23 protein-coding genes are annotated in these 24594 nt (G+C 62.8%); 6 read left to right on the plus strand and 17 right to left on the minus strand.

Annotated elements, in window-relative coordinates; translation table 11 throughout:
* Window positions 1-125 precede the first annotated feature (125 nt).
* The 11 genes from P5705_RS22635 to P5705_RS22685 all read right to left on the minus strand — a co-directional run bounded on the left by P5705_RS22635 (window position 126) and on the right by P5705_RS22685 (window position 12574).
* The gene (locus tag P5705_RS22635; protein WP_277463092.1) at window positions 126-461 is read right to left on the minus strand and encodes a GlpM family protein; all 336 of its coding nucleotides are present in this window, start codon (window positions 459-461) and stop codon (window positions 126-128) included.
* A 27-nt stretch (window positions 462-488) separates the two neighbouring features.
* A complete protein-coding gene (locus tag P5705_RS22640) occupies window positions 489-1817 on the minus strand; it encodes a sigma-54-dependent transcriptional regulator (protein WP_277463093.1) in 1329 nt (442 codons plus the stop codon).
* Window positions 1814-3718: a sensor histidine kinase gene (locus P5705_RS22645; protein WP_277463094.1), complete on the minus strand. Its 1905-nt coding sequence runs from the start codon at window positions 3716-3718 to the stop codon at window positions 1814-1816. The genes P5705_RS22640 and P5705_RS22645 overlap by 4 nt, the downstream gene beginning before the upstream one ends.
* Window positions 3719-3786: 68 nt before the next feature.
* Entirely contained in the window at window positions 3787-4521 is a 735-nt protein-coding gene (locus P5705_RS22650; protein WP_011532505.1) for an amino acid ABC transporter ATP-binding protein, read from the minus strand.
* On the minus strand, window positions 4518-5189 hold the full coding sequence (locus tag P5705_RS22655) for an amino acid ABC transporter permease (RefSeq protein ID WP_277463095.1): 672 nt from the start codon (window positions 5187-5189) through the stop codon (window positions 4518-4520). Before P5705_RS22655 ends, P5705_RS22650 begins: the two co-directional genes overlap by 4 nt.
* A complete protein-coding gene (locus P5705_RS22660) occupies window positions 5190-5936 on the minus strand; it encodes an amino acid ABC transporter permease (RefSeq protein ID WP_194789279.1) in 747 nt (248 codons plus the stop codon).
* Between the two features lie 144 nt (window positions 5937-6080).
* On the minus strand, window positions 6081-6998 hold the full coding sequence (locus tag P5705_RS22665) for a glutamate/aspartate ABC transporter substrate-binding protein (RefSeq protein ID WP_277463098.1): 918 nt from the start codon (window positions 6996-6998) through the stop codon (window positions 6081-6083).
* Window positions 6999-7495: 497 nt separating this feature from the next.
* Window positions 7496-9025 carry a glycerol-3-phosphate dehydrogenase gene (glpD, locus tag P5705_RS22670; protein WP_277463099.1) on the minus strand — a complete coding sequence of 510 codons (1530 nt, stop codon included), beginning with the start codon at window positions 9023-9025 and terminating at the stop codon, window positions 7496-7498.
* A gap of 219 nt (window positions 9026-9244) precedes the next feature.
* On the minus strand, window positions 9245-10000 hold the full coding sequence (gene glpR / locus P5705_RS22675) for a DNA-binding transcriptional repressor GlpR (protein WP_277463100.1): 756 nt from the start codon (window positions 9998-10000) through the stop codon (window positions 9245-9247).
* Between the two features lie 142 nt (window positions 10001-10142).
* Window positions 10143-11642: a glycerol kinase GlpK gene (glpK, locus tag P5705_RS22680; RefSeq protein WP_213659809.1), complete on the minus strand. Its 1500-nt coding sequence runs from the start codon at window positions 11640-11642 to the stop codon at window positions 10143-10145.
* 80 nt (window positions 11643-11722) lie between these two features.
* Window positions 11723-12574, minus strand: coding sequence for an MIP/aquaporin family protein (locus tag P5705_RS22685; RefSeq protein ID WP_213659810.1), 852 nt, complete (start codon window positions 12572-12574; stop codon window positions 11723-11725).
* Window positions 12575-12880: 306 nt separating this feature from the next.
* On the opposite strand from P5705_RS22685, the gene ybaK reads away from it, so the two are divergent.
* Window positions 12881-13351: a Cys-tRNA(Pro) deacylase gene (ybaK, locus tag P5705_RS22690; protein ID WP_277463101.1), complete on the plus strand. Its 471-nt coding sequence runs from the start codon at window positions 12881-12883 to the stop codon at window positions 13349-13351.
* 86 nt (window positions 13352-13437) lie between these two features.
* Here ybaK and P5705_RS22695 read toward each other — a convergent pair whose 3' ends face one another.
* Complete coding sequence (locus P5705_RS22695; protein ID WP_277463102.1) at window positions 13438-14547, minus strand: ABC transporter ATP-binding protein; 1110 nt, start codon at window positions 14545-14547, stop codon at window positions 13438-13440.
* On the minus strand, window positions 14544-15464 hold the full coding sequence (gene argF / locus P5705_RS22700; protein WP_277463103.1) for an ornithine carbamoyltransferase: 921 nt from the start codon (window positions 15462-15464) through the stop codon (window positions 14544-14546). The genes P5705_RS22695 and argF overlap by 4 nt, the downstream gene beginning before the upstream one ends.
* A gap of 363 nt (window positions 15465-15827) precedes the next feature.
* Here argF and P5705_RS22705 point away from each other — a divergent pair, with 363 nt between their 5' ends.
* Both P5705_RS22705 and grxD read left to right on the plus strand, forming a co-directional pair.
* On the plus strand, window positions 15828-17936 hold the full coding sequence (locus P5705_RS22705; protein WP_277463104.1) for a molybdopterin-dependent oxidoreductase: 2109 nt from the start codon (window positions 15828-15830) through the stop codon (window positions 17934-17936).
* Window positions 17937-18027: 91 nt separating this feature from the next.
* Complete coding sequence (grxD, locus tag P5705_RS22710; protein WP_011532518.1) at window positions 18028-18363, plus strand: Grx4 family monothiol glutaredoxin; 336 nt, start codon at window positions 18028-18030, stop codon at window positions 18361-18363.
* Between the two features lie 169 nt (window positions 18364-18532).
* Here the strand turns inward: grxD and bfr are convergent, their stop codons facing one another.
* Window positions 18533-19006, minus strand: a complete 474-nt coding sequence (gene bfr, locus P5705_RS22715; protein ID WP_166884408.1) for a bacterioferritin — start codon at window positions 19004-19006, stop codon at window positions 18533-18535.
* A gap of 202 nt (window positions 19007-19208) precedes the next feature.
* Entirely contained in the window at window positions 19209-19430 is a 222-nt protein-coding gene (locus tag P5705_RS22720; protein ID WP_011532520.1) for a bacterioferritin-associated ferredoxin, read from the minus strand.
* A gap of 213 nt (window positions 19431-19643) precedes the next feature.
* Between P5705_RS22720 and P5705_RS22725 the strand changes: the two genes are divergently transcribed.
* A complete protein-coding gene (locus P5705_RS22725) occupies window positions 19644-20246 on the plus strand; it encodes a peroxiredoxin (RefSeq protein WP_009684560.1) in 603 nt (200 codons plus the stop codon).
* 164 nt (window positions 20247-20410) lie between these two features.
* On the opposite strand, the gene rnt is transcribed toward P5705_RS22725, so the two are convergent.
* Both rnt and pyrC read right to left on the minus strand, forming a co-directional pair.
* Window positions 20411-21022 (minus strand): ribonuclease T, encoded by a 612-nt coding sequence (gene rnt / locus P5705_RS22730; protein WP_275679263.1) that lies wholly within the window; start codon window positions 21020-21022, stop codon window positions 20411-20413.
* A 59-nt stretch (window positions 21023-21081) separates the two neighbouring features.
* A complete protein-coding gene (gene pyrC / locus P5705_RS22735; protein ID WP_277463105.1) occupies window positions 21082-22128 on the minus strand; it encodes a dihydroorotase in 1047 nt (348 codons plus the stop codon).
* Window positions 22129-22258: 130 nt separating this feature from the next.
* On the opposite strand from pyrC, the gene P5705_RS22740 reads away from it, so the two are divergent.
* Together P5705_RS22740 and P5705_RS22745 are read left to right on the plus strand one after the other, a co-directional pair.
* Window positions 22259-23236, plus strand: coding sequence for a flagellar protein MotY (locus P5705_RS22740; RefSeq protein ID WP_277463107.1), 978 nt, complete (start codon window positions 22259-22261; stop codon window positions 23234-23236).
* Window positions 23237-23364: 128 nt separating this feature from the next.
* Complete coding sequence (locus P5705_RS22745) at window positions 23365-24582, plus strand: argininosuccinate synthase (RefSeq protein WP_277463108.1); 1218 nt, start codon at window positions 23365-23367, stop codon at window positions 24580-24582.
* Window positions 24583-24594: the final 12 nt, after the last annotated feature.

Consider the following 24594-nt stretch of genomic DNA (forward strand, 5'->3'; position numbering starts at 1 on the left):
AGTGTGGGCGAGTCCATACATAGGAGCGGCTTCAGCCGCGATCACCCGCAAGGCGGGTGCCAGACACCGCGATGCCCGCATCGCGGCTGAAGCCGCTCCTACAGTTCTGTGTGAGGGCAGGGCGTTCAGTGCAGCCGCACCCAAACACTCACCAGCACCGTCGCCGCCACCAGCCAGGCCACCGTGGCCAGCGCCAGTGAGGCCTCCAGGCGCATGCGATCGACCAGCACGTAGAGCGTCGCCAGGTACACGAAGTACGGAATTATCGACCACATCCCGAACAGGATGGTGGCCTTCAGATCCTCCAGCGACCGCCCCTTGCCGACGATGTAGTGGGCGATCAGGGCAAAGGTGGGAAACAGCGGCACCAGGCCGGCAATGTAGTAGTTGCGGGTCTTCGACAAGATCGCCAGAAGCACCACCACGCCGGCGCCCAGGGCCGCTTTGAATACCAGGTCCACGTTTGATTTCCAGGTTGAGATTGCCGATCAGCCGAGGCCGTACTTCTTCACTTTGTCGAACAGCGTGGTCTTGGCCATGCCCAGCTCCTGGCTGGCCTGGCTGAGGTTGCCGCCGGTGCGCTGCAGGGCGTCGCCGAGCAGGTTGCGCTCGAACGCCTCGACCGCCTCGGCGAACCCCAGGCCTTGGCTGGCACCGCCGCTCGGGCTTTTCTTGAATGCCGGCAGGCCGAGGGCGTGGCGCTCGGCGACGTTGCGCAGCTCGCGCACGTTGCCTGGCCAGTCGTGGGCCATCAGCCGCGACAGGGTCTGGCTGTCGATCTCCGGCGTTTCGCGGTCGAAGCGCAATGCCGACTGCTGCAGGAAGTGTTCGAACAGTTGCAGGATGTCTTCGCGGCGCTCGCGCAATGGCGGCAGTTCCAGCGTCACCACGTTGAGGCGGTAGTACAGGTCGCTGCGGAAGTGGCCGCTCTGGCCGAGCGTGGCGAGGTCCGACTTGGTGGCGGCGATCACCCGGCAGTCCACCGGGATGCTCTGGTTCGAGCCCAGGCGCTCCAGGGTGCGCTCCTGCAACACGCGCAGCAGCTTGATCTGCAGGTTGATCGGCATACTCTCGACCTCGTCGAGGAACAGCGTGCCGCCATTGGCGTGCTCGATCTTGCCGATGCGACGCTTGCCGGCACCGGTGAAGGCGTTGGCCTCGTGGCCGAAGATCTCGCTCTCGAACAGGTTCTCTGGCAGGCCGCCGCAGTTCAACGCCACGAACGGTTGGCCCTGGCGTCGGCTGAAGTCGTGCAGGCAGCGGGCGACCAGTTCCTTGCCGGTGCCGGTCTCGCCTTCGATCAGCACGTTGGCCGAGGTATCGGCGACGTTGGCGATCAGTTCACGCAGGTGCTCCATGGCCGGCGAACGGCCGATGATCCGGCCCTCCAGGCTGCTCTGCTCGGCCAACTGGCGGCGCAGGGCGAACACCTCGCGGGACAGCCCGCGTTGTTCCAGGGCACGGCGTACCACGTCGACCAGGCGCTCGGGCGAGAAGGGCTTCTCCATGAAGTCGTAGGCGCCGTTGCGCATGGCGCCGACCGCCATGTCGATATCACCGTGGCCGGTGATCAGCACCACCGGCAGGCTGCGGTCACGGGCCTTGAGGCGATTGAGCAGCTCCAGGCCGTCGATGCCGGGCAGGCGGATATCGCTGACCACGATACCGGCGAAATCGTCGCCGATGCGTTCGAGCGCCTGCTCCGCGCTGCCGACGCCCTCGCAGGCGATGTCTTCCAGGGCCAGCGCCTGCTGGCAGCCGAGCAGCACATGCGGGTCGTCTTCGACGATCAGTACGGTGAGAGGTGCTTGGTTCATAGGGGCTCAGCCAATTCGCTAGGGGGCGTGACCAGGGGCAGGGCAAGAACGAAGGCCGTGCCACCGACGGTGGGGTGTTCGACGCTCAGTGTACCCTTGGCGGCGGTGGCCAGGCTCGCCGACAGGGTCAGGCCCAGGCCCAGGCCGTGCTCGCCCGGTTTGGTGGTGAAGAAGGGTTCGAACAGGTGCTTGCGCGCCTCGAGATCGATGCCATGGCCATTGTCGCGTACCCGCAGGCGGTACTTGTCGCCCTGCAACTCGCCTTCCAGCCACAGCTGCGGCAGTGCTTGGGTGGCCATGGCGTCGAGGGCGTTGCCGATCAGGTTGACCAGGATCTGCTCCAGGCGGGTCTGGTCGATGGCCAATTGCTGGTCGTCGAACTCGCGGTGCAATTGCAGATTGCAGGCGCTGATGCGGTTGCCCAGCACCTGGAGCGTGGCTTCCACGGCCTTTTCCAGCGAGGCCTGGCCGCTGTCGTCGCCACGCCGGGCGAAGGAGCGCAGGCTGGCGGTGATGCGGCCCATGCGGTCGATCAGGTCGTTCATGGTGCGCAGGTTGGCACTGGCAGTTTCCAGCGCGCCGCGCTCGAGGAAGCGCACGGTGTTGCCGGACAGCGTACGCAGTGCCGCCAATGGCTGGTTGAGCTCGTGGGCGATGCTGGTGGACATCTGCCCGATGGCCGCCAGCTTGCCGGCCTGGACCAGTTCGTCCTGGGCGTGACGTAACGTTTGTTCGGCATGCCGGCGTTCGCGGATCTGGCCTTTCAGGCGTTCGTTGCTGGCGCGCAGGTCGGCGGTTCGTTCGGTGATCTTGCGTTCCAGTTGACTGTTGGCTTCTTCCAGGGCCTCGCGCGCGGCCAGGCGGGTGGCGATCACCTTGCGCCGTTCGTTCCAGGCGATACCCAGGATCGCCAGCAAGGCGAAAGCCACCCCCACCAGGATGCCCTGCACCATGGATTCGCGGCGCAGGTCCTGCAATGGGGTGAGCAGGGTGAAGTGCCAGGGGGTGTCGGACAGGCGTCGGGTCTGGGCCAGATAAGCGACCTCGCGCTGCTTGCCCTGGATGGTTTCGCTGTTGGCCGGGAAGGTGAGTTTCTCCACGCCATCGGCCAGGGTTTCGCGCGCCAGTGGCTGCAGCTCGTTGAGCGGCCACCAGTAGTACTGCAGGCTGCGCGCCAGGCGCTCCTTGATCTGCGGCGACAGCGGGCGCACCGACTTGAGGCGCCGCGCCGGGTCGCTGGAGAGAATGATGATGCCGTTCTCGTCGCTGACGAAAGCCTCCAGGCGTGCACGTTGCCAGCGCTCCTCGAGGGTATCGAGGCGCACCTTGATCACCGCCACGCCGATGATCTTGCCGTGCTCCTCCAGCCCGTGGGCCAGGTAGTAGCCGGCCTCGCCTGTGGTGCTGCCGATGCCGTAGAAGCGCCCGGGCTCACCGCGCACGGCGTCCTGGAAGTAGGCGCGGAACGACAGGTCCTCGCCCAGGAACGAGTCGGCATCGCGCCAGTTGCTGGTGGCCTGCACCCGGCCATTGGTGTCGAGGACGAAGATCGCCCGGCTGCGGCTGCGCCGGTTCAGGCCTTCGAGGTATTCGTTGACCGTCTGGCGGTAGCCGCCGTCCGGGTCGGTGAGCAGTTGCGAGACGCTGTCTTCCAGCTCGAGCAGGCTGGGCAGGTAGGTGTACTTGCTGATCTCGCTCTCGACCGTGCGCGCATGCAGCTCCAGCTGGCGCTCGCCGGTTTCGCTGAGGGTGCGGATGCCGTTGTTCTCGCTGATCAGGAAGCCGGCCAAGCCCAATCCGACCATCAACAGGATGACCAGGGGCGGCAGCAACAATTGGCGAATCAGGCGGGATTTCACGGTGGGCTGGGCAGGGCGAAGGAGCGAAGGGTCGCATTTCATCACAGTGGCCTTGTCACGACCAGCATCCGCTGCCTGGCGACGAGCCGGGCAGCGTCACTGTGGCCGACTTAGTGTTGCAGGATCTTGCTCAGGAAATGCTGGGTGCGCTCGTGGCGGGCATTCGGGTTGCCGAAGAAGTCTTCCTTCTGGCAGTCCTCGATGATGTTGCCCTTGTCCATGAAGATCACCCGGTTGGCGACCTTGCGGGCGAAGCCCATTTCATGGGTTACGCACATCATGGTCATGCCTTCGTGGGCCAGCTCGACCATCACGTCCAGTACTTCGTTGACCATTTCCGGGTCCAGCGCCGAAGTCGGTTCGTCGAACAGCATGACGATCGGGTCCATCGACAGCGCGCGGGCGATGGCCACGCGCTGCTGCTGGCCACCGGACAGCTGGCCGGGGTGCTTCTTGGCGTGGGCACCCAGGCCGACGCGGTCAAGCAGGGCCAGGCCTTTCTTGGTGGCTTCCGCCTCGCTGCGGCCGAGTACCTTGCGCTGGGCGATGGTCAGGTTCTCGGTGATCGACAGGTGCGGGAACAGCTCGAAGTGCTGGAACACCATGCCCACCCGTGAACGCAGCTTGGGCAGGTTGGTCTTCGGGTCGGCGATGGAGGTGCCATCGACCACGATGTCACCCTTCTGGAACGGTTCCAGGGCGTTGACGCACTTGATCAGCGTGGACTTGCCCGAACCGGACGGGCCGCACACGACCACCACTTCACCTTTCTTGACTTCGGTGCTGCAGTCGGTCAGTACCTGGAAGTCGCCGTACCACTTGTTGACGTTCTTGATGGAAATCATACGGTGATCCTTTTTTGCAGGCGCTTGACCAGCCAGGAAGCGGAGAAGCTGACGAGGAAGTAGACGACGCCGGCGAAGATCAGGAACTCATGGGAGCGCCCGATGATGTCGCCGTTGGAGCGAGCCGAGTTGAGGAAGTCGATCAGGCCGACGGTGTACACCAGCGAAGTGTCCTGGAACAGGATGATGCTCTGCTGCAGCAGCAATGGCGTCATCTTGCGGAACGCCTGGGGCAGGATGATCAGGCGCATGCACTGGCCATAGCTCATGCCCAGCGCCTGCGCGGCGCCCATCTGCCCCTTGGAGATCGACTGCACGCCAGCGCGGACGATTTCGCAGAAGTACGCGGCTTCGAACATCATGAACGCCACGACGCAGGAGGTGAAAGCGCCCACGGGGGTGTCTTCGCCGGTGATCCAGCGCAGCACGAACGGCACCGCCAGATAGAACCAGGTGATCACCAGCAGCAGCGGGATGGAGCGGAAGTAGTTGACGTAGGTGCCAGCGATATTGGCCAGCAGCTTGTTCGACGACAGGCGCATCAGGGCCAGGAGGGTACCCAGGGCAATGCCGCCGACCACGCCCATGACCATCAGTTGCAGGGTCAGGACCATGCCGTCCCAAAGGGCGGGCAGGGCCGGGATGATTTCACTGAAATCCATGTCCATTTACTTGCCCCCCACGGAAATCAGGCCCGGTACCGCGACTTTCTTCTCGACCATGCGCATGAGCAGCATCAGGCCCATGTTCAGGGTGAAGTAGATCAGGGTGGCCAGGGTGAATGCTTCGAACAGGTTGGCCGAGAATTCGGCGGTCTGCTTGGTCTGTGCCAGCAGCTCCATCAGGCCGATCAGCGAGGCCACCGAGGAGTTCTTGAACACGTTCAGGAATTCCGAGGTGAGCGGCGGAATGATGATCCGGTAGGCCTGGGGCAGCAGCACGTTCATGTAGATCTGCGGCAGGCTGAAGCCCATCGCGCGCCCGGCCGCCTCCTGGCCGCGAGGCAGCGCCTGGATGCCGGTGCGCACCTGCTCGCAAACACGCGCGGCGGTGAACAGGCCCAGGCAGATGACCACGCTGATCAGCGCCGAGGTGGTCGGGTTGAGGTCCTGCTTGAACCACTCCTGCAGGCCTTCGGGCAGCAGGTCCGGTACCAGGAAGTACCAGATGAACAGCTGCACCAGCAGCGGCACGTTGCGGAACAGCTCGACGTAGGCGGTGGCAATCCCTGACACCAGACGGTTGGGCACGGTGCGCATCACGCCGAGGAGCGACCCCAGCAGCAACGCGATGATCCAGGCGGAGATGGCGATGGCGATAGTCCAGCCCAGACCGGTGATGTACCAGTCCAGGTAGGTTTCGCTGCCCACGCCGGTGGACTTGAAGAACACGCCCCAGTCCCAGTTGTAATTCATCGGGATTTCCCCTCAGACGATTGTTTCACGGGCACCTCGATACATCCGGGGGCGTTCGACGCCCTCGGATGTAAAGGTTAGACACTAACTAAGTGGCCTGTTGGATGGATTCGCGCGGATGCGCTTCAGGCCACTATCTGAAGGTCAGGACTTCTTCTCGTCCGCGGCCTTGTCGGTCGGCTCGGCGATCAGCTTCTTCAGTTCGTCGCTCATCGGGAACTGCAGGTTCAGGCCTTTCGGTGGAATCGGCTGCTGGAACCACTTGTCGTAGCTCTTGTTGACTTCACCGGACTTGTAATAAGCAACGATGGCGTCATCGACGGCTTTCTTGAAGGCAGCGTCTTCCTTACGCACCATGCAGCCGTAGATTTCGTACGACTGCGGGGTGCCGGTGATGACCCAGTCGGTTGGCTTCTTGGCCTTGGCCATTTCACCGGCCAGCAGGGCGTCGTCCATCATGAAGGCCACGGCGCGGCCGCTTTCGAGCATGTTGAAGGCTTCGCCGTGGTCTTTGGCCGAGATCACGTTCATCTTCATCTGCTTGTCGGCGTTCATCGCCTTGAGGATGCGCTCGGAGGTGGTGCCGGCGGTGGTCACCACGTTCTTGCCGGCCAGGTCGGCGAAGTCTTTATAGGATGGCTGGCCATCCTTGACCTTGGTCAGCAGGCGGGTGCCGACCTCGAAGATGCCCACCGAGAAACCGACTTGCTGCTGGCGCTCGACGTTGTTGGTGGTGGAACCGCACTCCAGGTCGACGGTGCCGTTCTGCACCAGCGGGATGCGGGTCTGCGAGGTGACCAGGTTGTACTTGACCTTGATGTCGGTGCCCAGTTGCTTTTTCAGGGCGTCGACCACGGCCAGCTGGATGTCGTGGGAGTAGCCCACGGGTTCCGGCTTGCCGGCGAGGTAGGAGAACGGAATGGAGGAGTCGCGGTGACCCAGGGTGATGGTGCCCGAGTCCTTGATCTTCTTGAGAGTGCCGGTCAGTTCTTCAGCCATGACTGGCGACGCGATGACCGCGGCCGCGATGGCGGCGCCCAGCAATTGACGAACGATGCGCATCAAATTTACCTCGACGTGTTTGTTTTTTTTATGGAGCCGTTGGCGGACTCTTTCGTTCAACGAATACAGCATGAAGCGATTTGCATTCGGCTACCAAGTGTAGAGCATGACTCGTGCCAAGCCCTGACGCGGATCATAACCCCCCTGAAAGCCTGGGGATGAACGCTGTGTGAAGGTTTTTCCCGATTCCCCCGCGGTCGGAATTCCGAACGAATGACTTGTCGGTGTTCGGTGGTCCGAATGAGTGGCTGGCTGGAAAGCGTATGTCCGCAATCGCTACCCCGAGCGGTCCAAGGCCTTGGCCGCACGGTTTCATGAACAATTGGCCGGATGCGAGAGCGAGGTACAAATGTCGGTCGAGGAGCTTTGCTTCGAACGTGCGGCCGCCTTGATGGAAGGGCTAAACGCCCAGGGGCGTGCACGGCGTTGGCGAAGGAGGCTTATGGGCGGGGAGCTTGAGGCGACGGCGACCGCCAGGCGGTCGCCGTGAGAGAGAGTCAGGCAGCGTTGTCGCGTGCGCTGCCGTGCTCGAGGTAGCTCAGCAGTGTGCGTTGCTCGCTATCACTGGTGAACAAGCCCAGCTTGGTGCGTCGCCACAGGATATCCTGGGCGCTGACGGCCCACTCGTTGTCGCGCAGGTAGTCGACTTCACGGGCAAACAAGCCACCGCCAATCGCTTGGCCCAGATCTTCCGGGCATTTCACGCCTTCGAGCAGGCGCCAGACGCGGCTGCCATAGGTGACTGCCCAGCGTTTGGCGATGTCTGGTGCAAGCCACTGATGTTGTGTGAGCAGGTCATCGACCAGTGCCTGAGGTGTGGTCATGTCCTCACCGCCGGGCAGTGCTGCGGTTGCGGTCCAGCTTGCGCTCATTTGGGTGAAGAACGGTTGAAGCTCGGCCATGGCCGACTCGGCCAGCTTGCGATAGGTGGTCAGCTTGCCGCCGAACACCGACAGCAGCGGTGCCTCGCCCTGCGCCGCGGACAGCGCCAGGGTGTAGTCACGGGTGACCGCCGACGGGTTGTCGGACTCGTCGTTGCACAGCGGGCGCACGCCGGAGTAGGTGTGCAGGATGTCGCTGCGGCTGAGCTGGTGGTTGAAGTGCTCGTTGACCACCTTGAGCAGGTAGTCGGTTTCCTGGTCGGTGATCGCCACCTTGGCCGGGTCGCCGCTGTATTCGCGGTCGGTGGTGCCGATCAGGGTGAAGCGGTCAAGGTAAGGAATGCAGAAGACGATCCGCTGGTCTTCGTTCTGCAGGATATAGGCGTGCTCGCCTTCGTACAGGCGCGGGACGATCAGGTGGCTGCCCTGGATCAGGCGGATACCGTAGGGGGCATCGAGCTTGAGGTCGTCCTTGATGAAACTGGCGACCCAGGGGCCGGCGGCGTTGACCAGGGCACGTGCCTGGATGGTCTGCAGGCTGCCATCGGCGTGCTGCAACTCCACCTGCCACAGGCCATCGATGCGCTCGGCGCGCAGGCAGCGGGTGCGGGTGTGGATGTGCGCGCCTTTTTCGCGCGCGGCCATGGCATTGAGCACGACCAGGCGGGCATCATCCACGGCGCAGTCGGCGTATTCGAAACCGCGGGTGATGGCTGGCTTGAGGGGGTAGCCCGGGCCGAAGCGCAGGCTGCGCGAGGCGCCGAGGCGCTTGCGCTTGCCCAGATGGTCGTACAGGAACAGGCCGGCGCGGATCATCCAGGCCGGGCGCAGGTGCGGCCGGTGCGGCAGGACGAAACGCATTGGCTTGACGATGTGCGGCGCCTTGGCCAGTAGCACTTCACGCTCGGCCAGGGCCTCGCGCACCAGGCGGAACTCGTAATGTTCCAGGTAGCGCAGGCCACCATGGATCAACTTGCTGCTGGCCGAGGAGGTGTGCTGCGCCAAGTCGTCCTTTTCACAGAGGAACACCTTCAGGCCGCGCCCGGCGGCATCCGCGGCGATGCCCACGCCATTGATGCCACCGCCGATCACGGCGAGGTCATAGCAGTCGGCGGGGGATGGCTGGGACGAAACGGGCTGGGACACGGCAAGGCCTCCTGAGGCTCTTCACAGCGAAAGTGAACATTGATGTTCGTTTCCGAAAATATTAGCGCAATGGAAAGCCTGTCGCCAGTCAGCTTTCATAGAAAAAACTGATTGTATGGCGGGAAAATGAACATTAATGAACATCGACCTGTAGGAGCCAGCTTGCTGGCGAACCATCGGATGGTTCGCCAGCAAGCTGGCTCCTACACGGGGAGGGGCTCAGACCACGTCGAGGCGGATCTTGTACTGGTTGAGCAATTGGGTGAGGGCAGGGGACGGAGCCTGGTCGGTCACCAGGCAGTCGATCAGGCTGATCGACCCCAGCCGCACCATGGCATTACGGCCGAACTTGCTGGAGTCCGCGGCGAGAACCACCTGCCGGGCATTGGCGATGATCGCCTGGGATACCCGCACTTCCTGGTAATCGAAGTCCAGCAGGCTGCCGTCCTCATCGATGCCGCTGATCCCCACAACGGCGAAATCGACCTTGAACTGGTTGATGAAGTCGACGCTGGCCTGGCCAACCACGCCCCCGTCCCGGCGCACGGTGCCGCCAGCCACCAACACTTCGAAGTCATCCTTGGCGGCCAGGATCGCGGCCACGTGCAGGTTGTTGGTGATGATCTTCAAGTGGTTGTGGTTGAGCAGGGCCCGAGCAATGGACTCGGTGGTGGTGCCGATGTTGATGAACAGCGAGGCGTGGTCGGGGATCTGCCGGGCCACGGCTTCGGCGATGCGCTGCTTTTCGTCACGCATCTGGTCGGCACGCATGGCGTAGGCGGTGTTCTCGATACTCGAGTCGTAGGCCGCGCCACCGTGGTAGCGGCGTAGCAGGTTGGCCTCGGCGAGCTGGTTGATATCGCGGCGGATAGTCTGTGGGGTGACGACGAACAGCTGCGCCATTTCCTCGATGCTGACATAGCCACGTTCACGGACCAGCTCGAGGATTTGTTGTTGGCGAGGGGGCAGATTCATGGGCGGTCCTTTGGGGCAGCCGGACAAATTCTGCAATGATGCCGTAGGAAGGGGTATACGACCAGTCTGAATGGACCGCCATTTCTGTAGGAGCCAGCCTTGCTGGCGAACGCTTTTCAGCTGTTCGCCAGCAAGGTTGAAATCAGGCGTCGTGATCTTCCCAGTCGCGGGTGCGATCCACGGCCTTGCGCCAGCCCTTGTACAGCTTCTCTTTCTCGGCTTCAGCCAACTGCGGGCTGAACTCGCGCTCGATGATCGCCTTGTCGCGCAGTTCGTCGAGGCCGCTCCAGAAGCCGCACGCCAGGCCCGCCAGGTAGGCGGCGCCCAGCGCGGTGGTTTCACGCATCTTCGGCCGCTCGACACAAGTGCCGAGAATGTCTGCCTGGAACTGCATGAGGAAGTTGTTGGCCACCGCGCCGCCGTCCACACGCAGCTCGGACAGGCGCTCGCCGCAATCCTGCTGCATGGCGTCGAGCACGTCGCGGGTCTGGTAGGCGATCGATTCCAGGGCAGCGCGGATGATGTGGTCCACCTTGACACCGCGGGTCAGCCCGAACAGGGCGCCACGGGCATACGGGTCCCAGTAAGGGGCGCCCAGGCCGGTGAAGGCTGGTACGAGGTACACGCCGTTGCTGTCCTTGACCTTGCTGGCGAAGTACTCGGTGTCGTGGGCGTCGTTGACGATCTTCAGTTCGTCACGCAGCCACTGCACGGTGGAGCCACCATTGAACACCGCGCCTTCCAGCGCATAGGCCACTTCGCCGCGCGGGCCGCAGGCGATGGTGGTGAGCAGGCCATGGGATGACTTGACCGCCTTGTCACCGGTGTTCATCAGCAGGAAGCAGCCGGTGCCATAGGTGTTCTTGGCCTGGCCGGGTTCCACGCACATCTGGCCGAACAGCGCCGACTGCTGGTCGCCGGCGATACCGGCGATGTCGATACCGCTCTTGGTCTTGCCATAGACCTCGGACGATGGGCGCACTTCAGGCAGCATCTGCCGTGGAATACCGAGGATGTCGAGCAGCTTCTCGTCCCACTGCAACGTGTGGATGTTGAACATCAGGGTGCGCGAGGCGTTGGTGTAGTCGGTGACGTGCACCTTGCCGCCGGAGAACTTCCAGATCAGCCAGGTATCGATGGTGCCGAACAGCAGCTCGCCGCGCTCGGCACGTTCACGGGCACCCTCGACGTTGTCCAGGATCCACTTGAGCTTGGTGCCGGAGAAGTAAGGGTCGGTGACCAGGCCGGTGGCTTCGCGGATGTACTGCTCGTGGCCATCGCGCTTGAGCTGGGCACAGATCTCGGTGCTGCGGCGGCACTGCCAGACGATGGCGTTGTAGACCGGGCGACCGGTTTCCTTGTCCCAGACGACGGTGGTTTCACGCTGGTTGGTGATACCGATGGCGGCGACCTGGGCGTGGCTGATGCCGGCCTGGGCCAGGGCCTCGACCATGGTGGCGGACTGGGTGGCGAAGATTTCCATCGGGTCGTGCTCGACCCAACCGGCCTGCGGGTAGTGCTGGGCGAACTCGCGCTGCGAGGTGCCGACCACATTGGCATCGCGATCGAAGATGATGGCGCGCGAACTGGTGGTGCCCTGGTCCAGGGCGATGATGTAGTTCTTGTCCAGGTTGTCAGTCATGTCGATGGCCTTGCACGAAATGGGAGTAGGTCAGGGCGTGGCGGGCGCGGGTCAATCGACCCAGGCGCCCGGCGCTGGCATCAGGAAGCCTGGGTGTCACCCTGAGGATTATCGTCTGTCTGCAGGTTCGCGGCTTGCGTCGTCGGCAGGTTGCGGGCAATCAGGCCACGGTAGAGGGCCGCGCCCAGGCTGGCGCCGAGAATCGGGGCGAACACCGGAACCAGGAAATACGGGATGTCGCGCCCGCCTGTGAAGGCGATTTCGCCCCAGCCGGCCAGGAATGTCATCAGTTTGGGCCCGAAATCACGCGCCGGGTTCATCGCGAAGCCGGTCAGCGGGCCCATGGCGCTGCCGATCACCGCGATCAGCAGGCCGATCAGCAGCGGTGCGGTGGCGCCACGGGGCAGGCCGTTGTTGTCGTCGGTCAGGGCCATGATCACGGCCATCAGGATGGCCGTGATGATCACTTCGACCAGGAACGCCTGGCTGATCGAGAGCGACGGATGCGGGTAGGTAGAGAACACCGAGGCCAACTCCAGGCTGGCCTGGCTGCCGCGCAGCATGCTGTGGGCCTGTTCGAAATCGAAGAACAGGGTGCTGTACAGGGTATAGACCAGGGCGGCGCCGCAGAACGCGCCACACACCTGGGCGAGGATGTAGAACGGCAGCTTGCGTTTGTCGAAGCCGGCGAACAGGGCCAGGGCGATGCTCACCGCCGGGTTCAGGTGCGCGCCGGAAACGCCGGCGGTCAGGTAGATCGCCATGCTCACGCCGACCCCCCAGATGATGCTGATCTCCCAGAGGCCGAAGCTGGCGCCGGCGACCTTGAGCGCGGCGACACAACCTGTGCCGAAGAAGATGAGCAGGGCGGTGCCGAGGAATTCGGCGAGGCACTGGCCAGAAAGCGTGGGTTGTCGTAGAGCAGTCGTCATGTATGACCTCGGTTTTTTGTTGTTGTGAGGCGCTGGGCGCTCGACAGCAAAAAGCCCGGAGTCTATCCCCATGGACGCCGGGCAGGTACGGGAAGTGCACCTTATAGGTGCACCATTTATTCACAAACGAAAAAATATAGACAAGAAACGCTGATGTCAAAGGTCGAAAATGAACGTTCGGCCACAATCTGACTGCCACGCCGTGGTGCGAACATTCAGCCGCTGCTCTAGCCTGGGGCTTGTGCTGTTCGGTCTGATTGAATTGCCCTAAAGTACCCGTCGACCCGTGACCGCCTGGAGCCATTGATGACCCCTGCCCTGGACCTGCTGAAGAAGGCGCGTGCCGAGCACCGCGTGCACAGTTACGAACATGACCCGAAAAGCGCTTCCTACGGCCTGGAGGCTGCGGAAAAGCTGGGGCTCGATCCGCTTCGGGTGTTCAAGACCCTACTGGCCAGCAGCGAGAAAGGGGAGTTGCTGGTGGCGGTGGTGCCAGTGGTTGGCACGCTGGACCTCAAGGCCCTGGCCCATGCCGCAGGGGTGAAGAAATGCGAGATGGCCGACCCGCAGGCTGCCCAGCGAGCAACCGGTTACCTGGTGGGTGGCATCAGCCCGCTGGGGCAGAAGAAGCGTTTGCGCACGTTCATCGACCAGTCGGCGCAACATCACGAAACCATTCATGTGAGTGCTGGGCGTCGTGGACTGGAAGTCGAGTTGGCCGCGTCAGTGCTTGCCACCCACACCCAAGCCCAGTTCGCCGAGATCGGTCGCCCGTAGGAGCCGGCTTGCCGGCGAACGCGAGTGCCCTGGCAACGACGTTGCATTGTCGATCGCATTCGCCGGCAAGCCGGCTCCTACAAGGGTCAGTGCGCTGAGCTGTAGCGGCGCACGCCGTTTTCCTGGCGAGGCAACTGGGCCGCGACGCTGCCCGGCACCGGGAACAACACCAGGTGATCAGCCGCCACGGCGATACCGACGTCCTGGCCGACCTGGTGGTCGATGTGGCTGGGGAAGATCGCCTCGAGCTGACTGCCAGTGGCCAGTTGCAAGCGGTATAAGGTCGAAGCGCCGAGGAAACTCTTGCCGACGATCTGCGCACGCAGCTCGCTGTCGGGCGCGTGGAGAATGTCGTCCGGGCGCAGCAGCACATCCACCGAACTGCCCAGCGCCATGGTGTAGGCGCGATTGCCACGCAGCTCGCCGAGCTCGGTAACCACCGCGTCATGGCTGCTCATCTGGCCACGAATGAAGTAGCCCTGGCCGATGAAGCTGGCGACAAAGGGCGTCTGCGGTTCGTGGTACAGGTTGTAGGGCGTGTCCCACTGCTCGAGACGGCCTTCCTTGAACACGCCGACATGGTCGCTGACGGCAAAGGCTTCTTCCTGGTCATGGGTCACCAGGATGGCACTGGTGCCACGGCTCTTGAGAATGTCGCGCACTTCATGGCTGAGGCGTCGGCGCAGTTCCACGTCGAGGTTGGAGAACGGTTCGTCGAGCAGCAACAGCTGTGGCTCGGGCGCCAGGGCGCGGGCCAGCGCCACGCGTTGCTGCTGGCCGCCGGACAGCTCGTGCGGGTAGCGCCCGCCGAGGCCGCCGAGCTTGACCAGTTCGAGCATCTCTTCGATGACTTGCGCCTGGCATGGGTGCTTGCCAATGCCGAAGGCGATGTTCTGCGCCACGGTGAGGTGGGGGAACAGCGCATAGTCCTGGAACACCATGCCGATTCGGCGTTTCTCCGGTGCCAGGGTGAACCCTGCGCGGGAGATGACCTCGCCAGCCAGCTGGATCTCGCCTTCGTGCACCGGCTCGAAGCCGGCGATGGCGCGAAGCGTCGTGGTCTTGCCGCAACCGGAAGACCCCAGCAGGCAACCAATGTCGCCTGCGTTCAGGTGCAGGTTGAGGTTCTGGACGATGCGCTGGTCGCCATAGCCGCAGGCGAGGTTGCGCAGGTTGAGCAGTAGGGGTTGACTCATGCGTGGTGGTAAGCCGGTTCTACAAGGAATTCCAGGAGGGCCTTCTGTGCATGCAGGCGGTTCTCAGCTTCGTCCCAGGCGACCGAGCGTGGGTCGTCGAGCAGGTCCTGGCTGATCTCCTCGCCGCGGTGGGCGGGCAGGCAGTGCATGAACAGGGCGTCGGGTGCCGCCAGGTCGAGCAGCTCGCGGGTGACCTGGTAAGGCGCGAAATGCGCCAGGCGCCGTGCAGTTTCCTCTTCCTGGCCCATGGAAGTCCAGACATCCGTGGTGACCAGGTGGGCGCCGCGCACGGCTTCCTTGGGGTCACGGATAATCCGCACGCGCTCGCCACCCAGTTGCAGGAAGCGTGGATCGGGCTCGTAACCTTCGGGGCAGGCGATGCGCAGCTGGAAGTCGAACTGCACGGCGGCCTCGATGTAGGAGTTGCACATGTTGAAGCCATCGCCGATCCAGGTCACGGTCTTGCCCTGGATCGAGCCGCGATGCTCCATGAACGTCTGCATGTCGGCCAGCAATTGACAAGGGTGCGACTCGTCCGAAAGACCATTGATCACCGGCACCTTCGAGTGGGCGGCGAATTCGGTGAGGGTGCTGTGGGCGTGGGTGCGGATCATTACCGCATCGACCATGCTCGACAGCACGATCGCGCTGTCGGCGATGGGTTCGCCACGGCCCAGCTGCGTGTCGCGGGGCGACAGGAAGATGGCCTGGCCGCCGAGCTGGATCATGCCGGCTTCGAAGGATACGCGGGTACGGGTGGAGGATTTTTCGAAGATCATCCCCAGCACGCGGCTCTTCAACGGCTCGAACAATACGCCGCGCTTGCGCAGGTCCTTCAGCTCGATGCCTCGACGGATCACGCCGAGCAGTTCGTCAGCAGTGAAATCCATCAGGGAGAGAAAGTGCCTTGCGCTCATGATTGACTACCTTATCTGCAACGGTGTGCAGGTCGACCGTATGGTTTTTTTGACAACGGGGGTGACCTGCGGCGTAAACCGCACGGGGCGGACGGAATAGGGAAAGGCGCAATACTATAATTAAATGTCGCCTTAAACCAAGAGGGGAAACAGTGGCTCTGTATCAGAGGGTGTCGCAAACCCTTGGAGCCAGACTGTTTTTTATTTGCTACAGAGGTTGTACACGGCTCGGCGAGGCTTTGGCAAACCCGCCGTCGCGAATCGTGCGCCTGATGTCGCCCGATTCACGGCACGAACCTCGCTGGCACGCCTGCGGTGGGCAGCGCATAGTCGTTCATCCAGAACAACAAGACAGAGGCGGCCATGACCAAGACCCTGCATCACCGAGCCTGTCACTTGTGCGAGGCCATCTGCGGCCTGAACATCGAAGTCACCCATGAAGCCGATGGGCGGGCGCGTATCAGTTCGATCAAAGGCGACCCGCAGGACCCGTTCAGCCGCGGTCATATCTGCCCCAAGGCGGTCGCCCTGCAGGATATCCAGGAAGACCCCGATCGCCTGCGCCAGCCCCATAGGCGCATCGGCGAACAATGGCAGGCGGTCAGCTGGGACGAGGCCTTCGAGCTTGCCGCCGAGCGCCTGTGGGCGGTCCAGCAGAGCCATGGGCGCAATGCCGTGGCGGTGTACCAGGGCAACCCCAGCGTGCATAACTACGGCCTGATGACCCACAGCAACTATTTCCTGGGGCTTCTGAAGACCCGGAATCGCTATTCCGCCACCTCGGTGGACCAGTTACCCCAGCACCTGATCAGCCACCTGATGTATGGGCATGGCCTGCTACTGCCGATCCCGGACATCGATCACACCGACTTCATGCTCATCCTTGGCGGCAACCCGCTGGCTTCCAACGGCAGCATCATGACCGTGCCGGATGTAGAGAAACGCTTGAAGGCACTGAAGGCCAGAGGAGGGCGGCTGGTGGTGGTCGACCCTCGGCGCAGCGAGACGGCGGCGATGGCCGACACGCACTTGTTCATTCGCCCCGGTGGTGATGCGGCGCTGTTGTGTGGGGTATTGCACACCTTGTTCGCCGAAGACCTGGGCCGTGGCTCGCACCTGCCGGTCAATGGCCTGGAGCAGGTGCGCGAGGCCATCACTCCCTTCGACGCTGGCGCCATGAGTGAGTTGTGTGGCGTGGCGCAGGACGATATCCGTCAACTGGCTCGTGACTTCGCTGCCGCCGAAAGGGCTGTGTGCTATGGCCGGATGGGTGTTTCCACCCAGGCGTTCGGCTCGCTGTGCCACTGGCTGGTACAACTGATCAACCTGGTCACCGGCAACCTCGACCGCAATGGGGGGGCCTTGTGCACCGAGCCTGCGGTGGATCTGGTCGCCAGCACCGCGGGTGGGCATTTCAACCTATGGCAGAGCCGGGTTTCCGGGTTGCCGGAGTACGCTGGCGAGTTGCCGGTCTCGGCATTGGCCGAGGAAATCCTCGAACCCGGCGAAGGGCAGGTGCGGGCATTGGTGACGGTGGCCGGCAACCCGGTGCTGTCCACGCCCAACGGTCGGCGCCTGGACGAGGCACTGGCGGGGCTCGACTTCATGCTCAGTATCGATCTGTACATCAATGAGACCACCCGTCATGCGGACCTGATCCTGCCCTCAACCTCGGCGCTGGAAAACGACCACTACGATTCCACGTTCAATCTGCTGGCAGTACGCAATGTCACCCGTTTCAACCGGGCGATCCTGCCCAAGCCGGAAGGCGCCTTGCATGACTGGGAGATTTTCGTCGGGTTGGCGAAGGCTTTCGCCAGGCGGGCGCAGGTCGAACTCAAGGCGACGCTCCCTCCGGCGCAGATGATCGACATCGCCCTGCGCAAAGGGCGTCATGGCGACTTGTCGCCGCTGCAGTTGTCCGTGCAGGCGCTCGAGCAGCATCCGCACGGCCTGGACCTGGGGCCGTTGCGGCCGAACCTTGCGGCGCGCCTGGGCACGGCCAGCCGGGCGGTCGAGGCGGCGCCCTCGGTGCTGCTCGCCGACCTGCAGCGCCTTGCCCGGCAGGCGCCGCTGGCCCCTGGGCAACTGCTGCTGATCGGTCGCCGCCATGTGCGCAGCAACAATTCATGGATGCACAACTTTCATCGGCTGGTGAAAGGCAAGCCACGCCATCAGTTGTTGATGCACCCGGATGACTTGCACCTGCGGCAATTGCAGGACGGCCAGACCGTTCGAGTGCGTTCGCGTACCGGTGTGCTCGAAGTGCAGGTCCAGGCCAGCGAAGAGATGATGCCAGGCGTGGTCAGCCTGCCCCATGGCTACGGCCATGCCCGCCAGGGCGCGCAGCTGCGGATCGCCAGTGCGCAGCCCGGCGTCAGTGCCAACGACCTGACCGACGAGCACCTGCGCGACGGTGTTTCCGGCAATGCCGCACTCAATGGCGTGCCGGTGGAGGTGGAAGCCGCCTGAGGATCGGCAAGGCCGAGCATGCCGCTCGGCTTTCCGTTACAATGCGCCACCGTGCCGACGATCACGTCGGAAAGTTCAGCCGAGGTGCTTCATGGATATCATCGAAACAATCAAAGAGCAGATCGCCAACAACACCATTCTGCTTTACATGAAAGGCTCGCCGAATGCCCCGCAGTGCGGCTTCTCGGCCAAGGCGGCGCAAGCCGTGATGGGTTGTGGCGAGAAGTTCGCCTACGTCGACATCCTGCAGAACCCGGAAATCCGCGCCAACCTGCCCAAGTACGCCAACTGGCCGACTTTCCCGCAACTGTGGGTCGCCGGTGAACTGGTCGGTGGCAGCGACATCATGAGCGAGATGTTCGCCAACGGCGAACTGCAGACCCTGATCAAGGAAGCTGCCGCCAAGGCCAAGGCTTCCGAGGCCTGATCCGGTCCTTGCATGCAAAAAGCCCCGCGATTGCGGGGCTTTTTGTTTTCTGAACCGATTCGACGCGTGCTTCTGTAGGAGCGGCTTTAGCCGCGATCACCCGCAATGCGGGTGCCAGGCACCGTATTGCCTTCATCGCGGCTAAAGCCGCTCCTACCGGCGATTGAGCTTATTCTTCGCCCATCTGCGATTGCAGGTAGTTCTCGATGCCGATCTTGTCGATCAGGCCCAGCTGAGTCTCCAGCCAGTCGATGTGCTCTTCCTCGGATTCGAGGATGTCTTCGAGCAGTTCACGGGAGCCGAAGTCACCGGCGGTCTCGCAATGGGCGATGGCGGCCTTGAGGTCGGCGTGGCCCTTTTTCTCGATCTTCAGGTCGCACTCGAGCATCTCTTTGGTGTGCTCGCCGATCAGCAGCTTGCCCAGGTCCTGGACGTTGGGGATGCCTTCGAGGAAGAGAATACGCTTGATCAGTTTGTCAGCGTGCTTCATCTCGTCGATGGATTCCTTGTACTCGTGCTTGCCGAGCTTGTTCAGGCCCCAATCTTCGTACATGCGCGCATGCAGGAAGTACTGGTTGATTGCGACCAGCTCGTTTCCGAGGATCTTGTTGAGATGCTGGATGACGCTTACGTCGCCTTTCATGATGGGGTCCTGCCCTGTGGAAGTTGAGCCAATGAATACAAGTCTGAGCCTGGCTACCCCCTATGTCAAACCTAAGTTATTGAATAATAAGTGAAATTTAATCGGAATAAGAATGTTTGTGAACCGCGTTATGGCGCTAACTTATTGAATTACAGACATAAAAAAACCGGACGCGAGGTCCGGTTCTTCAAATTCTGTCTTGTTACGCCGCGTTGAATTCAACGGGGTAGGGGAGCACGGCCTGTTGGCTGAGTTGCAGCTCGGTCAGGGTTTCACGCACCACCTGCTTGGCGAGGCAGGCGCACTTGCCACATTGGCTGGCGACATTGGTGGCGGCTCGAACTTCCTTGTAGCTGCAGCATCCTTCGTAGATCGCATCGCGGATCTGTCCGTCGGTGACACCGACACAGAGACACACATACATAAGGGCTAACCATCGCGGGTTGAGTCGATGGGTTGGAGAGTAATGGTAATGAGAATGCTTGTCAAAGCACTTTCTGAAAGGGCCGTCCTTGAGCGACCGGTGGTAGAGATTCGGCCTGTCACCCTAAGCCGTGTATGATGGTCGGCCTTTGTCGGATTCCGGGTGGGCACGTCTCATCCGGACAAGGTTTTACCCCTCATCAGGAGAAATCGAATGAGTGTACTCGTAGGCAAAAAAGCCCCTGACTTCACCGTACCGGCCGTGCTGGGCAACGGCGAGATCGTCGACAGCTTCAACCTGGCCTCGGCCATCAAGGGCAAGTACGGCCTGGTGTTCTTCTACCCGCTGGACTTCACCTTCGTCTGCCCGTCCGAGCTGATCGCCCTGGACCACCGCATCCCTGACTTCCAGGCACGCAACGTGGAAGTGATCGGCGTGTCGATCGACTCGCACTTCACCCACAACGCCTGGCGTAACACCCCGGTCAACAACGGCGGCATCGGCCAGGTCAAGTACACCTTGGCTGCCGACATGACCCACGAAATCTGCAAGGCCTACGACGTCGAGTCCGAAGGCGGCGTGGCCTTCCGTGGTGCCTTCCTGATCGATACCAACGGTGTTGTCCGTTCGCAGATCGTCAACGACCTGCCGCTGGGCCGCAACATGGACGAGCTGCTGCGTCTGGTCGATGCCCTGCAATTCCACGAAGAGCACGGTGAAGTCTGCCCGGCCAACTGGAAGAAAGGCGACAAGGGCATGAACGCTTCGCCGGAAGGTGTCGCGGCTTACCTGAGCGAGAACGCTGGCAAGCTGTAATTGCCTCGCGCATAAAAAAACCGGCCCATGTGGCCGGTTTTTTTATTCCAACGGTCAAGCTTAACCCTGTAGGAGCCGGCCTTGCCGGCGAACCAGCCAGCGCAGTGGATGGCACCCGCGCTGCCGGTGTTCGCCGGCAAGGCCGGCTCCTACAGGGGGCGAGTTCAATCGTTGAAATCGCGCCAGCCGCCCATTTCTTTCCAGCGGTTGACGATGCCGCAGAACAGCTCGGCAGTCTTCTCGGTGTCGTAACGTGCCGAGTGGGCCTCACGACCATCAAAGTCGATATCCGCGCTCTGGCAGGCTCGTGCCAGTACGGTCTGACCATAGGCCAGGCCGGCGAGGGTGGCCGTGTCGAAGCTGGAGAACGGGTGGAACGGGTTACGCTTGATATCGTTGCGCGCCACCGCGGCGTTGAGGAAGCCGAGGTCGAAGCTGCTGTTGTGCCCGACCAGGATCGCCCGCTTGCAGCCGTTGGCCTTCAGGGCTTTACGCACACCACGGAAGATGTCGGTGAGTGCGCTTTCCTCGCTCACCGCCATGCGTAGCGGGTGGTCCAGCTTGATGCCGGTGAACTCCAGCGCGGCCGCTTCGATGTTGGCTCCCTCGAACGGTTCGACCCGGTAGAAGTAGGTGTGCTCGGGGAACAGGAAGCCTTTCTCGTCCATGCCGATGGTCACGGCGGCGATTTCCAGCAGTGCGTCGGTGGCACTGTTGAAACCACCGGTCTCGACATCGACTACTACCGGCAGGTAGCCGCGGAAGCGCTCGGCCATGGGGTGGCGCGAGCCGCTGCTGACCTGGCTGTCCTGGTCGTCTTCGTAGAGGTCTTCGCTCACGCGTTGTCCTCCAGCAGGCGCCAGCGCAGCTTTTCACCTGCGCGCAACGGAATCACGGTGTTATCACCAAACGGCAGGCTGTCCGGCGCGGTCCACTCGTCACGCACCAGGGTGATCGTGTCGGTGTTGCGCGGCAGACCGTAGAAGTCCGGGCCGTGCTTGCTGGCGAAGCCTTCGAGCTTGTCCAGCGCGTTGCGCTGCTCGAACGCCTCGGCGTACAGCTCGATGGCGGCATAGGCGGTATAGCAACCGGCGCAGCCACAGGCGGCTTCCTTGGCGTGCTTGGCGTGGGGCGCCGAGTCGGTACCGAGGAAGAACTTCGGATTGCCGCTGGTGGCGGCATCCAGCAGTGCCACCTGGTGGGTGTTGCGCTTGAGGATGGGCAGGCAATAGAAGTGCGGACGGATGCCACCGACCAGCATGTGGTTGCGGTTGTACAGCAGGTGCTGGGCGGTGATGGTCGCGCCGACATTGGCCGAGGCCTCGGTGACGAACTGCGCGGCATCGGCGGTGGTAATGTGCTCGAACACCACTTTCAGCGTGGGGAAACGTTCCACCAGGCGGCGCATGTGCTCGTCGATGAAGCGCTTCTCGCGGTCGAATACGTCGATCTCGCTGCGGGTCACTTCACCATGCACCAGTAGCGGCATACCGACTTCCGCCAGTGCCTCTATGGCCGGGAAGATGTTGTCGATGCAGGTCACGCCTGAATCGGAGTTGGTGGTGGCACCGGCCGGGTACAGCTTGGCGGCGTAGACGATGCCACTGGCCTTGGCCGCGCGGATATCCTCGGGGCTGGTACGGTCGGTAAGGTAGAGCACCATCAGCGGCTCGAAGCGGCTGCCGGCCGGGCGAGCGGCGAGGATGCGTTCGCGGTAGGCGTCGGCTTCAACGGCATTGCGTACCGGCGGTACCAGATTAGGCATGATGATAGCGCGGGCGAAGGTGCGCGCCACGTCGCCGACGGTATGTTGCAGGACGGCACCATCGCGCAGATGGATGTGCCAGTCGTCGGGGCGCAGGAGGGTCAGGCGATCGGACATTGGGAATTCCAGGCGGGTCGAACTCAGAAGCCAATCGTACCGGAAAACCCTTGTTCAAGCACGGCTATCAAGTTTTCCGACGAGCGACCGATAGCCTTGAGGTAAGCCGTCAGAATCTGTGGAGCCGCCCGTGCGCCAGCGTTACCTAGCCCTGTTCACCCTTGTCGCCAGCTTGCCGGCCGGGGCCCTGACTTTCCAGACTCGCGTGGAGAACGTCGCCTGGAAAGTCGAGGGTGACCAGTTCGAGTGTCGCCTGATCCAGCCGATCGACGGTTTCGGCAGCGGTGAGTTCGTGCGCCGCGCTGGCGAGCAGCCGACCTTCCAACTGCGTTCGGACAGCAATGTGCTGGGTGCCGGCTCCGCCATCCTGCTGGCGGCGGCGGCACCCTGGCAACCGGGGCGCGGCGACGTGAACCTTGGGCCCGTGCGCATGGCCCGCACCGGGGTGTTGTTCACCTCGTCACAGGGCCAGGCCAGTCGTTTGATCAATGGCCTGCTCGATGGGCGCAGCACGGTGGTGCGTAACTATACCGGCGAAGGCGGGCGGCCGATGGAAGTGCACGTGCTGCCCGTGAGTTTCACCAAGGCCTATGGTGACTACCAGGCATGCGCCGCGAAACTGTTGCCGATGAACTTCGACCAGATCCGCCAGACCCAGGTCGGCTTCCCTGGCGCAGGTATCGAGCTCGACGCCTCGGGGCGCGCGCGCCTGGACGTGATCCTCGATTACCTGAAGGCCGACCCGTCGGTCAACCATATCGAACTCGACGGCCATTCCGACAACAGCGGCAATCGCCTGACCAACCGCGACACCTCCCGCCGCCGCGCCCTGGCCGTGGCCGAGTACCTGAAGGCCCATGGTGTGCCGGACGACCAGATCACCGTGCGCTTCCATGGCGAGCGCTACCCACTGGCCAAGAACAACAGTGCCGCCAACCGTGCGCGCAACCGCCGAGTGAATATCCAGCTCGACCGCGTGACCCCGGTGGAGAAACCCGTGGAAAAGCCTGCCGCACCTGTGGTGCCGGCCGCAGCCGCACCGATTCCGGCCACGCCTCCTGCGCCTGCCGCAACCCCCGTGAAACCTGCGTCCGCAACCAAGGCCTGAGTGCGACCACGGGTCGCGCCCTCGACAGTTACTGTCGCTTTGTCGTCACAAGCTGTCGCCCCATTGTAAATTTTTCGGCAACGCCGGTAGAATCAACGCCTTTCCGTACAATCCCGTGGAGTGATGGCATGGCGGACGTAAAAAAGGTCGTATTGGCGTATTCCGGCGGCCTTGATACTTCGGTGATTCTCAAGTGGCTGCAGGACACCTACAACTGTGAAGTGGTGACCTTCACCGCTGACCTGGGGCAGGGCGAGGAGGTCGAACCGGCCCGCGCCAAGGCCCAGGCGATGGGCGTGAAAGAAATCTACATCGACGACCTGCGCGAAGAGTTCGTGCGTGACTTCGTCTTCCCGATGTTCCGCGCCAACACCGTCTACGAAGGCGAGTACCTGCTGGGTACCTCCATCGCCCGTCCGCTGATCGCCAAGCGCCTGATCGAAATCGCCAACGAAACCGGCGCCGACGCCATTTCCCACGGTGCCACCGGCAAGGGTAACGACCAGGTGCGTTTCGAGCTGGGCGCTTATGCGCTCAAGCCTGGTGTCAAGGTTATCGCCCCGTGGCGCGAGTGGGACTTGCTGTCCCGCGAGAAACTGATGGACTACGCCGAGAAGCACGGCATCCCGATCGAGCGCCACGGCAAGAAGAAGTCGCCGTACTCGATGGACGCCAACCTGCTGCACATCTCCTACGAAGGTGGCGTCCTGGAAGATACCTGGACCGAGCACGAGGAAGACATGTGGCGTTGGAGCGTCTCGCCGGAGAACGCCCCGGACCAGGCCACCTACATCGAGCTGAGCTATCGCAATGGTGACATCGTCGCCATCGACGGCGTCGAGAAATCGCCTGCCACCGTGCTCGCCGACCTGAACCGGATCGGCGGTGCCAATGGCATCGGCCGTCTGGATATCGTCGAGAACCGTTATGTCGGCATGAAGTCCCGTGGCTGCTACGAGACCCCGGGCGGCACCATCATGCTCAAGGCCCACCGCGCCATCGAGTCGATCACCCTGGACCGCGAAGTCGCTCACCTGAAGGATGAGCTGATGCCGAAGTACGCCAGCCTGATCTACACCGGCTACTGGTGGAGCCCTGAGCGCCTGATGCTGCAGCAGATGATCGACGCCTCGCAGGTCAATGTGAACGGCGTCGTCCGCCTGAAGCTGTACAAGGGCAACGTAACTGTCGTGGGCCGCAAGTCCGACGATTCGTTGTTCGATGCCAACATTGCGACCTTCGAGGAAGATGGTGGCGCCTACAACCAGGCTGACGCGGCAGGTTTCATCAAGTTGAATGCTCTGCGCATGCGTATCGCGGCCAACAAGGGGCGTTCGCTGCTCTGAGTCTGGATGGTG

The organism is Pseudomonas entomophila, from assembly GCF_029478665.1.
GTDB lineage: Bacteria > Pseudomonadota > Gammaproteobacteria > Pseudomonadales > Pseudomonadaceae > Aquipseudomonas > Aquipseudomonas entomophila_F.